Genomic DNA, 12,255 nt, shown 5'->3' on the forward strand with positions numbered 1-12,255 from the left:
GAGCGCGGCGGAAAGGTGTCTGTTCCAGCTATCCCCTGGGTATAGTCAACATCAGCGATCACGCAAGGCTTCTCGGAGCTGTGCCAGGTAGGCACGTGCCACCTCGGGGTCAGCCGCACGGGATGCCGGTGGTGACGACGGCGGGGACGCTGGCGCCGCCGATGCACTTTCTCCGGCCCAGGCCTTGAACTCCCCGCGGATCGCCTTCTGGATGATGCCAAACAGGTAGCCGGCCGGGTTGCGTACCGCGCTGTTGTGGCAGCGTGCCGCCCACTCGTCGAGAACGGCCTGCCTCTGCGCCTCGTCCACCTGCTGCAGCGCCACCAGCGCGCCGGCCTGCTGCTCGTCCTTCAAGCGCAGGAAACGCTCGGGCAGCCGCAGGTTCTGCAAGGCCCTCGCGCGCGGTACTGTACGTACTTCATTTATACGATCATTACGTACTGTACGGTCCTCCTTCGGAATCCGAAGAGAGCCGTCCGGCGCGGGTTTCGGCCCTGCTTCGGATTCCGAAGACGGGCGCGCGCCATTCCGAAGCAGGGCTTCCTGGCCTTCTTCGGATTCGTGGTCCGCACCCTCCTGTGGATAACCTGGCGTCGTCCAGCCATGCCGTGCCATGCGCTGCGCGAGCACCTGCAGGCGGGTCGGCAGCGTGCGCCCGCTGAGCAGCGGGTCTTCGGCGATCTCCCGCAGCGTGTTCATGCCCACGACCTGCACCGCCTTCGCCGCGTGCGTGAGCGCTTGGCTCACCAGGCCCAGATAGTCGGGGTCGAGCTGCATCGCCTCGAAGGGCGACAGCGGTTCGTCGTGCAGCACGTAGAGGTTCCCCTGGATGCGGCCGGTCTTGGGATCGCGCCGCCGCCGCACCAGGCTGAGCCAGCGCGTCAGCCGCAGCAGCGTCAAGGCGCGCGCCACGGTCTCGTGCGAGGCTTGCGCCGCACAGGGCATGGACGCCAGATATGGGCGGAGCTGGTCGTAGGTGGGAAAGGCGGTCACGCCGTCGTCGTTGAGCTGCAGGCGGAACACCTGCCAGGCGTTGCGTTCCAGCGGGGTCAGGCGCCGGTCGAGGAACAGTCGGCGCGGCACGCTCTCATGGCGGTTGCCGCTGTAGAGAAAGCCGTCCTGGCTCGGCGCCGTGCCCTGCGCCGGTTCCTTCGGCTCAAGGTGCCGCAGCGCCTCGTCGAACAACGCCGACAGCGCAACCGGGCCTTCGCGCCGTGGTGCGCCACCCGTGGTCATGGCCTACACCAGCCCCTGGTCGATCCAGTTGCGTATCGCCGCCCACACCACCGACATCGGCAGGCTCAGCGCCTCGGCCAGATCCATGGTCAGCGCCAGCATCGCCATGTCGTCGGTCAGGGCGATATGGCGCTCGGAGACGCCGGCCTTCCAGCGCTCCCACAAGGCCACGTCCTGCGCCTCGTCGAGCACCGGATGCCGGCCCTTGCGCTTGGGCAGCCCGAGGATGTCGCGGCGCAGCGCCACTTCCTGATGCGTGAGGCCGTAGAACTTGCTGACCATCTCCGTGCTCGCCCCCAGGCGCAGCATGCGGTCCACCGTGGCGATCTCCCGCTCCACGTCGTGCACCTGGCTCAGCAGCCGCTTCAACACTTCCCGGTTCACCGACACCGAACACCACGACACCGTGGCATTCACCAGCATGCTCACGAGTTCGGGGTGCTTCAGCGCATCCAGCTCCTCCTCGCCGAAGCCCATGGCCTTGCAGCGGCGCAACTGGCCGTTGCGCAGGTCATGCAGGGCCTGGGCGATCACGGCCTGGTTGAGTGGGTGCGGTGCCGACATGCGGGAGCCTCCTGCGCTCAGGAATCCTGGCTCGCTACGCCGGCTTCCAGATCCAGCAGCCGGCGCGCCAGGCGCAGCAGACGGAACAGCTTCACCAGCGCAGCATCGCTCAGGCGTGTGGCCGAGCCGCCGTGGCCATGCAGCAGCGCCGCCAGCTCGTCGGCCAGCCGCGCGCGGTCCAATCCGTTCGCGGAGGGCGGAGCCGCACTCAGCACATGCAGCAGGGTCAGCACCGCCCGCGCGAACGCCGGCAGCGCCTTCGCCTGGCCCACGGCCGGTGCCACGCAGACGAAGCCGATGCCGCCGACGCTGGCCTCGATGTGGTCGGCGACCGCCGCTTCCTCGCCGATCTCGCGCGCGAACTGCGCGATGTGCACGCGCAGGCGATCCGGCACGTCCAGCCCCGGCTCGACGTACCAGACGTCCGAGATGGGATAGAGCCCGCCCGCCTGCACGGGGATCGCACGCAGCGCATCGGCCTCGAAGTCGGGCAGCTTGTCGCCGAGCTGGTCCGCGACCATCCGCTGGATGGACTGCAGGCGCTCGGTGGTCGGTGCCGGTGTCACGATGTGCCCTTGCAGGCGCTCGTCGCGTTGCCCGTGTTGGTCCTCCGGCGCTTCGAGCGGTGCAGGCGGTGTCGCTGCTGGCGCCGAAGGCGCGACCGGCGTGGTGTCGCGCGGCACGGACGAGGCGGGTGGCTGCTGAGGCGCGGAGACCGGCGGGGGAGGACCAGCAGGCACGACAGGCGCCGCCGGTTCGCTGGTCAGCGCACGCTGGCGGTTTTCGCTGTCGTTGATCTCCAGCGCCAGCGTGTCGTAGTCCGCCTCCAGCAGCTCGGCCATCTGGCCGACCAGCTCGTCCTGCACCCGCTGCGGCGAGAAGTCGTCCGGCTGTGTGTCGAACTGCGTCAGCACGTCCTGAAACAACGAGGCGAAGTCCACGGCCACGGTGCGGCCCAGCGCACGCCGCTCCCAGGTGCGCTCGCACGCCTTGCGCAGCACTGCGAGCCGGTCCACCTGATGCCGGCCCAATCCGCCGTACAGCAGCGTCGGGATCGCCGGCAGCAGATAGCGCACCGCATCGTTCATGCGGCTGATGTGTGACTGCGGCACCGGATAGCCGTCGGCCGTCAGCCGCCGCGCGAGTTCGCTCTGCGACAGCGCCTGGCCGCTTTCCTGCTCGTAGAACTCGCGCGCCTTCTCGATGCCCAAGGCCCGCTCGATGAAGGTCAGCCCGCCGCGCAGCTCGTTCTCGGCCAGATGCCCGGTCAGCGCCACGATTTCGCCGCGCGCCGGCCACGGGCGGAACAGGCACGCAATGCGGAAGAAGCGCTCCTCCTTGGTCTCGCTCCACAACTCGCGCAGGATCGCCAGCCGCGTGTTGCCGCCGTTGCGAATGATGTAGTGCGCCTCGCCCGGCCTGCGCGTGATCGCGGGGGGCGCGTCCAGCCCGCGTTCGCGGATGGACGCCTTGATCTCCGCATAGGCCGGGTTGCGCGTCACGCGCGGGTCGTGGTCGTAGGGCCGCAACTGGTCCAGCGTCACCACCATCGGCGTGTCGGCGATGGGGTCGCTCAAGGTCGCGGCCGAAGGGCCGCTGCGCTCGAAGCCGGTGGCCAGCAGCTTGGCAGCCATGTCCTGCGGCGTCAGCTCAGCCACGGCCGTTCTCCTGCGCCTGCCGGTCGGCGCGGCGAAGTTGCGCGCGGGCATTGCGGTCGGCACGGTGGTCGCTCGCAGTCGAACTGGTGTAGATCGACGCGCAGCCTGGTTTCGTGAATTTCAGGTGCCCGCCGGACGTGCGCACCACGCGCCAGCCTTCGCCCAGCGCGAACTCGATCAGCGCGCGCAGCCGTTCACGGCCGCGCGCCAGTTCACGTGCGCTCGCCATGGCTGGCCCCTCCCGCATCGGCCCGGCCGGTGACCAGCGCGAAGCGCTCCCGCCACGCGGGGAACAGCTCGCCGGCCAGCGTGCGCATGGTGTCCAGCGCCGCGGGCGCCGTGCGCCCAGCTGGCCGCCGGTACTCCACCCGATGCACCGGCAATCCTCGTGTCGCAGCGCGCGGATAGGCTTCGATGGCCGGCACGTCGGTGTCCAGCACCTGCACGCCGGCCTGTTCCTGGAACACCTGTCGCAGCGCCTGCTGGACCAGCCGCGCGTTCGACGACACCGGATGCACACGGTTGATGAGCAGGCGCAGCGGCGGCGGCTCGATGCCCAGGTGGCGATACGGCGCGATGTCCTCGATCAGTTGCAGTGTGCCGCGGCGCAGTTCGCGCGCGGCCAGAATCTCCGGCGTCACCGGTGACAGCGCCAGGTCGGACGCCAGCACCGCCATCTCCAGCAGCACGCTGCGCGCGCCCTGCGTGTCGATCAACAGCAAGTCATAGTGCGTGCGGAAGACGGGAAGCAGATGGCGCAGTCGCAGGCGCCCATCCGGAGCGTGCAGCAGCAGCGTGTTCAGTTCGCCGCGGTCGTCGTTGGAGAGCACCAGGTCCAGGCCCGCGATCGCGGTGCGCGACACCAGTTGCTCGATGCGCCGCTCGTTGAAGGCCAGCATCTCGTAGATGCCGCCGGGCGCGCGCACGTCCAGCGTGAAGTAGCTCGACAGCGTGGGCTGCACGTCCAGATCCAGCAGCAGCACGCGCAGCCCGGCATCGGCGATGAAGCCGCCCAGGTTGGCCGCCGTCGTGGTCTTGCCCACGCCGCCCTTGGTCGAAATGATGGACACCACCTGCATGAGCTTCTCCTCGTCGAATGGCATGAACCGAGAAGAAGCGTCAGGCGCGTTCTTTGAGGCGATCGGCGATCCATTGCTCGACCTCCGCCGAGTCCCAGCCCACGGCGCGCACGCCCAAGCGCAGCGCCTTCGGGAACTTGCCTTCTTTCATCAGGCTGTAGATGTGCGCGCGCTTGAAGCCGGTTTTGGCCTCGACTTCGGCGCGACGCAGGATGCGATGCTCGGCCGGAACTGCCGGCGCGGTGGTCTGCGAAGACATGAGAGACACTCCTTGACGCTCACTGGCGCTGTTCGGAAAGTGCCTCGTATTCAATACACCGCGGTCGCCGAAATCACTGCAATTGCAGAAGCAGCGACTGCAATTGCAGTGCGCCGCATCGGCATCATGCTGGCCGCGTCGTCAGCGCGACGCCTCCAGGTGGCGCCGCGCCTGCGCGAGCTTGCTCCACAGCGTCCGCTCGCTGAGACCCGGCCGCCCCTCATGGTGTGCGATCAGCGCGCTGACCACGGCATCCATGCTGCGGAACGACGAATAGGCTGCGCCTGACGGCGAATTGCCCAGCAGCAGCGTCAGCAGTCCGCCGATGATGTTGAGGTAAGTCGTCTCGCTGCGCAGGCCAGGCTCGCGCGCCTGTTCGTCGTTGGCCGCGCGCGTGGCATGTTCCTTCGCCAGTGCTTCGTGCGCGGTGCGCAGCGCTTCATGCACCAGGGCAAGTTCGGCAAGTTGCGACTTCGCTGCTTCGCGATCGGCCAGCAGAATGTTGAGCGTGTCCACGCTCACCGCCGGATGCACCGCGCGTTCGATGCCGTCAAACAAAAACCCCGGCCGATCGCCGGGGTAGAACTGCGACATCCACGCTTTCAAGTCCACGTGGCGCACGGTCAACTCGGGGTCGTCGAGCGCCGGCCGCTGCGAGTCCAGCACGATGCCGGCCTTGCCACCGGGCAATTCGCCATGCGTCAGCGCGTCGAAGATGCGCTCGGCATACAGGCGCAGCAGCGGCCAGCGCGGGAATTCGCCGGGCTCCGGCATGGCACGCTGCTCCAGCGCTTCCAGAATACGCTGCTCGAAGCGCAGGAGACCGCACCAGCGGACGGCCGCCTCGATCGGTCGGTAGTACGTCTTTGCGCCAAAGGCGTGGCTGCTCGATTTCGGCATATCGCGCTCTTCCCATCGTCGGATCGACACATGGCAAGCGCGCGCGGCCCACATGGGCGCAGCGATTGCCCAAAGAACCCGATGAAGCGCGAGCCGGTCGGCATCGTGGTGGACGTTGGGTGCGGCGATGTCGCCGAGCGTTACGCAGGGGGCAAACCTCCTTGCGGTGCCCGCTACACCTCAACCATAATGCACCTGCGAAAAATCTTGTTACCGGCGCAACGGTCTGAAAAGCCGCGCATCCAAGTTCGATCAGGAAGGGATGCCGCGCTTTACCGGAAAACCAGGGCAAAGTTTTCGTAGGAATACGGGCGGGGTAAAGCGCCAATGCGACTTCCGGCTGAGCCGGTTTGCATCCAGCAAGGGCTCATGCGTTCTGCGTCACTGCAGTGACCTCGACAGCTTGAAGGTGCCTTGCTTGATGCCGGGTGGATAGGCCCGATTCGCCATCCATTCCCGTGACGCAAAAGGTCGGCCGCCGATGCAATGCGGGTCAAGGTCCAGACCGAAAGGGAATCGTACCGTCCAAAATCCCCGCGTCACATCGGCGTTGATCGGTGCCTTGCGGGCGTCCGACACGCTCCACGCGGTCGATGAACTGCCGCAGCGGCTCCATGATTTCGCCATCGGGTCGCAGTAGATAGGTCGTCAGCGAAGCGGTCTCGTCGGCCAGCGGCCGCACGACGACATCGGCCTGATGGCAACCCGCCAGATGCGCCGCGCTCGAAAAGCCCACGCCGTAGCCGGCGGCCACGAGGGCCAGCATCAGGGAATGGGTCTTGACGTACTCGGCTACCGTCGGCTGCGCATCCACCGTGCGGAGCAGCCGTTCGCGCTGCCGGCTGCAACCTTCGCATACCTGGGGATCGCACAGCACCAGCGGATAGCTCGCCACTTCCTCCAGCGGCACTTCCTTGAAAGCCAGCAGCGGATGCCTGGCGGGCAAAGCCACCACCAGCGGGTCTCGCCACACCGGCATGGCGACGATGCCGGCGTCCATTTCACCAGCCAATGCAAAACCTGCGTCATACAAGTCGTTGCGCAGTCCAGTCACCAACTGCGCCAGTGGCGTTTCAAATATCCGAATGCCGACCTGTGGTGCCTCCTCGCGGCAAAGCGCAAGCAACGCCGACAAGCGGGCCTGCCCCATGTCACCATATAGTGCGATGCGCAGCGTGTCCCGCTGGTTCGCTGCGGCGCGTGCCTTGGTCTGCGCTTGCTCGAAGGCCAGCAGTACGCGCCGGGCTTCTTCGAGGAAGACCTGTCCCGCCGGTGTGAGACGAACACTGCGTGGCAAGCGGTTGAGCAGCGGCACCCCTAAATCCGCCTCCATCTGGCGGATCGTGCGCGACAGTGGAGACTGTTCGATGTGCAGCCGTCGAGCAGCCCGGCCGAAGTGCAGTTCCTCGGCTACGGCGATGAAGCAGCGAAGATGGCGTAAGTTCATGCTTTCTCCCTACCGATGTGATCAGTCCATATCATCGTAGGGAGCCGAATAGTGCGGAGGATTCACCTCTGTATCGAGATGAGAGCCATCCTGGGGGGTGATGCTCGGATGCTTTTCGCCCATGTCAGCGCCTACGGCGAAGCTCTCGTTCGAGATCGCCCAGCTGCGACGCCTGAAGTTCGGCAAGAAGAGCGAGCAGCTCGATGCCGAACAACGCGCGCTGTTCGACGAGGCTCTGGACGCCGACCTTGCCGCGGCTGAGGCGCAGCTCCAGGAACTGCTGGGCAAGAAGAAGCCGCCGGCTACGCCTGGCGCGATGCCTAAGCGCACCGCCTTGCCGGCGGACCTGCCGCGCGTGGACTGCCACCACGAGCCCGAGAACACCCGCTGCGCGTGCGGCTGTGCGCTCAAGCGCATCAGTGAGAAGCTGGACTACACGCCGGGCGTGTTCACGGTCGAGTGCCACATCCGCGGCAAGTGGACCTGCGCACAGGTGCCGAACGCTGACCCAGGCGCCGGTCCCGGCGGAGATCATCGCCAAGGGCATCCCCACCTCCGGGCTGCTCGCGTAGGTGCTGGTCGCAAAGGACTCCGACCATCTGCCGCTTACACGGTCGTCCCTAGGCAAGCAGGAATCAGCTGCGTGAGTGAATCGGGAGGTTTGCGTAGCTGATGGCTGGTCAGCAGCGTCTGCGCCGGCGGCTTCACCGGCACGAAGCGCATGTGCGGGCGGGTTGCCGCCTCGCAGATCGCTGCGGCATCGGCCGCACCGTTTTTGCGTCCCTTGCCGGCCATGCGGTAGGGCGTGACGAAGTGGCCTGCAATCAGCCGCGCATCCAGCCCATAGCCGCGCAGCTTGCGTGCCCAGTGATGCGCACCGCCGCAGGCCTCCAGGGCCACCAGGCAGCCGGGAGGCAGCTGCGCGCACCAGGCCGCAAACTTGTCAGCGGCCAGCGCCTTGGCAACCACCACGCGCGCATCCACCGCATGCACCTAGATAACCCGCTTGGCCAGATCCACCCCGACTCGGGCAATCTCGTTTATGGACTTCCCCTTTCACATGGCTGCAGATTGATGACTTGGGGAGCACCATCGCGGTGGCAGCCAACATTTGTTTCCTGGCTGCTTACGATTGAGTCACATCAATCGGCCAGCAGATCGCTGGATGTTGACTCTTGACTTTCGGCATGTTGGGCACAATATCTTGCAAAGTCTTGCAAGAATTTCCTCGAGCGAGGCCGCGTGACGACGGAACTTGTGGGGGTGGTATGACAGCGCGCCAGCAGGCGATCTTCACACTCGACGAGTTGGCTGCCTACTTGAAAGTCGGCAAGCGGACGCTTTACCGGCTCGCCTCGCACGGGGAGATTCCGGCCTTCAAGGTCGGCGGGACGTGGCGGTTTCGTCAAAGTGAAATCGATCGATGGATCAATGATCAGATCCAAGCAGGCAGAAAGAAGGAGGTGATACGCACAGATGAGCAGCCAAAGTCAGCGGAACACTCCGTGTCGTCTGGGCGCGCTGTCCGTCGCCGCAGGCAAACGGAGTGAGCGAGAGTCTTCAATTTTTCTTCTGGAGGTGTGACATGGACATTGATTTCAAGAAATTGGCTCCCTGGAACTGGTTCAAGAAGGAGCAGGAAGAACAACAGAGCACTGCCTCGCTGCCGGTGCAGCGCAATGACCTGCCGGTGGCGGGTGGGCCCGTCAGTCCCATCCTGCAATTGCACCGCGAGATCGACCGCCTCTTCGACGACACGTTTCGAGGCTTCGGCTTTCCGGCGCTGGCCATGCCACGCTGGCCGTCGGACTGGCCGGGCCTGCTGAAGCCGGCGCTGGACATCCAGGAGACCGACAAGCAGTACAAGATCGCCCTGGAAGTGCCCGGCGTCGAGGAAAAAGACATCCAGATCACGCTCGACAACGACGTGCTGCTGGTTCGCGGTGAAAAGCGTCAGGAGCAGGAAACGAAAGACGGCGGTTTCCACCGTGTGGAGCGCTCCTACGGCAGCTTTCAGCGCGCTCTGAACCTGCCGGCCGATGCCAACCAGGACACGATCAAGGCCGCTTTCAAGAACGGCGTACTCACGATCACGATGGAAAAGCGCGAGGCCAGTACGCCCAAGCAGGGCCGCTCGATCCCGATCAACGGCTGACGCGGGGCAGCGCGTTTTTCTCAAAAACCACAAAGAGATGAGGCACCGTGATCGGCGGTGCCTCGTCAGATCAATCTTTACAGGAGCATCAGCATGGCCAGAAAACAATGCCAAGTCTGCGGCCAGCCCGCCACGGTGCGGGTGGAAGCCAATCTCAATGGTCGCCACAGCACCATGCTGTTGTGTGACGATCACTATCGCCAACTGGCGCGCCAGCAAAAGCGCACCGTCTCACCGCTGGAAGCCTTGTTCGGCTCGCGCAGCGGGCTGTTCGAAGACTTTCTTGGCAGCGACTTCTTCCGCATCGGTGACGACGCACCGTCCATGGCGGCCGATACCGACGAGGTCGTCGATGCCTCGTTCGGCGAACCCGCCCCGGCCGGTACGGGCACCGCGCGCCGTCGCGGCAGTGGGCTCGCCAGCCGTATCAGCGAACAGTCCGAGGCCCTGTTGCAGGAGGCCGCCCGACACGCTGCAGAGTTCGGGCGCGCCGAAGTCGATACCGAACACCTGCTGCTGGCGCTATCCGACAGCGACGTGGTCAAGACCATCCTGGGGCAGTTCAAGATCAAGGTCGATGACCTCAAGCGCCAGATCGAATCCGAAGCCAAGCGCGGCGACAAGCCGTTCGAGGGCGAGATCGGCGTGTCGCCCCGGGTCAAGGACGCGCTCAGCCGTGCTTTCGTGGCCTCCAACGAACTCGGCCACTCTTATGTCGGGCCGGAGCATTTCCTGATCGGGCTCGCCGAGGAAGGCGAAGGTTTGGCGGCCAACCTGCTGCGCCGTTACGGCCTCACGCCGCAAGCGCTGCGCCAGCAGGTAAGCAAGGTGGTCGGCAAAGGGGCCGAGGATGGCCGCGCCGAGACGCCGACCAACACGCCGGAACTCGACAAGTATTCGCGCGACCTCACCAAGATGGCGCGCGAGGGCAAGCTCGATCCGGTCATCGGCCGCGCGCAGGAGATCGAGACGACCATCGAAGTGCTGGCCCGGCGCAAGAAGAACAACCCGGTGCTGATCGGCGAGCCCGGCGTCGGCAAGACCGCCATCGTCGAAGGGCTGGCGCAGCGCATGGTCGCCGGCGAAGTGCCCGAGACGCTGCGCGACAAGCGCCTGGTGGAACTCAACATCAATGCCATGGTGGCCGGCGCCAAGTACCGCGGCGAGTTCGAGGAGCGCGTGCAGAAGGTGCTCAAGGAAGTGACCGAGCACCAGGGCGAGCTGATTCTCTTCATCGACGAGGTGCACACCATCGTCGGTGCAGGCCAGGGTGGCGGCGAAGGCGGGCTGGACGTGGCCAACGTGTTCAAGCCGATGATGGCGCGCGGCGAACTGAACCTGATCGGCGCCACCACGCTCAACGAGTATCAGAAGTACATCGAGAAGGACGCCGCGCTGGAGCGTCGCTTCCAGCCGGTGATGGTGCCCGAGCCGACGGTAGCGCAGACCATGATGATCCTGCGCGGCCTGCGCGACACCTTCGAGGCGCACCACAAGGTCAGCATCACCGAGGATGCGATCATCGCCGCCGCCGAGTTGTCGGACCGCTACATCACCGCGCGCTTTTTGCCTGACAAGGCCATCGACCTGCTCGACCAGGCGGCCGCACGCGTGAAGCTGTCGGCCACGGCCCGCCCGGTGGCGGTGCAAGAGCTGGAGTCCGAACTGCACCAGCTGCGGCGTGAGCAGGACTATGTGGCTTCGCGCAAGCAGTACGACAAGGCCGCCGAGCTGGGCAAGCACATCGAGGCCAAAGAGGCCGAACTCAAGAAGCTTGTCGAGGAATGGGAACGCGAGCGCGCCTCGGGCAGCGCCGAAGTCAAGGCCGAGCATGTCGCGCAGATCGTCTCGCGCCTGACCGGCATTCCGGTCAACGAGCTGACGGTGGAAGAACGCGAGAAGCTGCTGCATCTGGAGCAGCGGCTGCACGAGCGCCTGGTGGGCCAGGACGAAGCTGTGCGCGCGGTGGCCGATGCCGTGCGGTTGTCGCGCGCGGGCCTGCGCGAAGGCGGCAAGCCGGTGGCCACCTTCCTGTTCCTCGGGCCGACGGGCGTGGGCAAGACCGAACTCGCCAAGGCGCTGGCCGAGTCGATCTATGGCGATGAAGGTGCGCTGCTGCGCATCGACATGTCCGAGTACGGTGAACGCCATACCGTGGCACGCCTGGTGGGCGCGCCTCCGGGCTATGTGGGCTATGACGAGGGGGGGCAGCTCACCGAGAAAGTGCGGCGCAAACCCTACAGCGTGTTGCTGCTGGACGAGATCGAGAAGGCTCACCCCGACGTCTACAACATCCTGCTGCAGGTGTTCGACGACGGGCGGCTCACCGACGGCAAGGGCCGGGTGGTGGATTTCACCAATACCATCATCATCGCCACCTCGAATTTGGGCTCGGACATCATCCAGCGTCGGCTGAAGGCCCGTGGCGCCGCCGGAGAGGAATACGAGAAGACCAAGTCCGAGGTGATGGACGTGCTGCGCGGACACTTCCGCCCCGAGTTCCTCAACCGCATCGACGAGATCATCGTCTTCCATGCGCTGGGCAAGGAAGAGATCCGCCATATCGTCGGCCTGCAGCTCGATCGTGTGGCCCGCAACGCCGCCAGCCAGGGCGTGACGCTGACCTTCGATCAGACCTTGATCGATCACTTCGCGGAGGAAGGCTACAAGCCCGAGTTCGGCGCGCGTGAGCTCAAGCGGCTGATCCGCAGCGAGCTGGAGACGGCACTGGCGCGCGAGATGTTGGGTGGCGGTATCGGCAAGGGCGATCACGCCAGCGCTCGCTGGGACGACAAAGCCGAGCGGGTGGTCTTCGAGCGCCAGGAGCCACCCGCGAAGCCGGCCGAGCCTGAAAAGCCCGATGCCGCGAACGTGGCCGAGGCACCGCCTGGCGACGCGAGCAAGCCTGCGCGCAAGAAGAAGTCAGCGGGCGGCGAATCTTGAGCGATGGGAGGCTG

General features: G+C 65.9%; 11 protein-coding genes and 2 pseudogenes. 4 read left to right on the forward strand and 9 right to left on the reverse strand.

Annotated features, from left to right (window positions below; translation table 11 throughout):
- Positions 1-51: 51 nt before the first annotated feature.
- The 8 genes from MWN52_RS04490 to MWN52_RS04525 form a co-directional block, all read right to left on the reverse strand.
- On the reverse strand, positions 52-1,236 hold the full coding sequence (locus tag MWN52_RS04490; RefSeq protein WP_003141061.1) for an STY4528 family pathogenicity island replication protein: 1,185 nt from the start codon (positions 1,234-1,236) through the stop codon (positions 52-54).
- Between the two features lie 3 nt (positions 1,237-1,239).
- Positions 1,240-1,800, reverse strand: coding sequence for a DUF2857 domain-containing protein (locus MWN52_RS04495; protein ID WP_003141063.1), 561 nt, complete (start codon positions 1,798-1,800; stop codon positions 1,240-1,242).
- A gap of 17 nt (positions 1,801-1,817) precedes the next feature.
- Positions 1,818-3,458, reverse strand: a complete 1,641-nt coding sequence (locus MWN52_RS04500) for a ParB family protein (RefSeq protein ID WP_286576797.1) — start codon at positions 3,456-3,458, stop codon at positions 1,818-1,820.
- Entirely contained in the window at positions 3,451-3,687 is a 237-nt protein-coding gene (locus MWN52_RS04505; RefSeq protein ID WP_286576799.1) for a type II toxin-antitoxin system HicA family toxin, read from the reverse strand. The genes MWN52_RS04500 and MWN52_RS04505 overlap by 8 nt, the downstream gene beginning before the upstream one ends.
- Positions 3,671-4,537, reverse strand: a complete 867-nt coding sequence (locus MWN52_RS04510) for a ParA family protein (protein WP_034050658.1) — start codon at positions 4,535-4,537, stop codon at positions 3,671-3,673. Before MWN52_RS04510 ends, MWN52_RS04505 begins: the two co-directional genes overlap by 17 nt.
- A gap of 40 nt (positions 4,538-4,577) precedes the next feature.
- A complete protein-coding gene (locus MWN52_RS04515; protein ID WP_034050566.1) occupies positions 4,578-4,796 on the reverse strand; it encodes an AlpA family transcriptional regulator in 219 nt (72 codons plus the stop codon).
- Between the two features lie 141 nt (positions 4,797-4,937).
- Positions 4,938-5,750 (reverse strand): ATP-binding protein, encoded by an 813-nt coding sequence (locus MWN52_RS04520; protein WP_286576803.1) that lies wholly within the window; start codon positions 5,748-5,750, stop codon positions 4,938-4,940.
- A gap of 439 nt (positions 5,751-6,189) precedes the next feature.
- Complete coding sequence (locus tag MWN52_RS04525) at positions 6,190-7,143, reverse strand: LysR family transcriptional regulator (RefSeq protein WP_052155790.1); 954 nt, start codon at positions 7,141-7,143, stop codon at positions 6,190-6,192.
- A 139-nt stretch (positions 7,144-7,282) separates the two neighbouring features.
- Here MWN52_RS04525 and MWN52_RS04530 point away from each other — a divergent pair.
- A pseudogene (locus tag MWN52_RS04530) lies at positions 7,283-7,712 on the forward strand (transposase domain-containing protein); the annotation flags it as partial.
- Between the two features lie 121 nt (positions 7,713-7,833).
- Here the strand turns inward: MWN52_RS04530 and MWN52_RS19600 are convergent.
- Positions 7,834-8,067 (reverse strand): annotated as a pseudogene (locus MWN52_RS19600) (IS110 family transposase); the annotation flags it as partial.
- Positions 8,068-8,411: 344 nt separating this feature from the next.
- Between MWN52_RS19600 and MWN52_RS04540 the strand changes: the two are divergent.
- The 3 genes from MWN52_RS04540 (at position 8,412) to clpK (ending at position 12,241) form a co-directional block, all read left to right on the forward strand.
- Entirely contained in the window at positions 8,412-8,693 is a 282-nt protein-coding gene (locus MWN52_RS04540) for a helix-turn-helix domain-containing protein (protein ID WP_012761384.1), read from the forward strand.
- Positions 8,694-8,728: 35 nt separating this feature from the next.
- Positions 8,729-9,298, forward strand: a complete 570-nt coding sequence (locus MWN52_RS04545; protein ID WP_124189403.1) for an Hsp20/alpha crystallin family protein — start codon at positions 8,729-8,731, stop codon at positions 9,296-9,298.
- A gap of 93 nt (positions 9,299-9,391) precedes the next feature.
- Positions 9,392-12,241 (forward strand): heat shock survival AAA family ATPase ClpK, encoded by a 2,850-nt coding sequence (clpK, locus tag MWN52_RS04550; RefSeq protein ID WP_286576810.1) that lies wholly within the window; start codon positions 9,392-9,394, stop codon positions 12,239-12,241.
- The last annotated feature ends 14 nt before the right edge of the window (positions 12,242-12,255 follow it).

This window comes from Pseudoxanthomonas winnipegensis, assembly GCF_030322905.1.
Classification (GTDB): Bacteria; Pseudomonadota; Gammaproteobacteria; order Xanthomonadales; family Xanthomonadaceae; genus Pseudoxanthomonas_A; species Pseudoxanthomonas_A winnipegensis.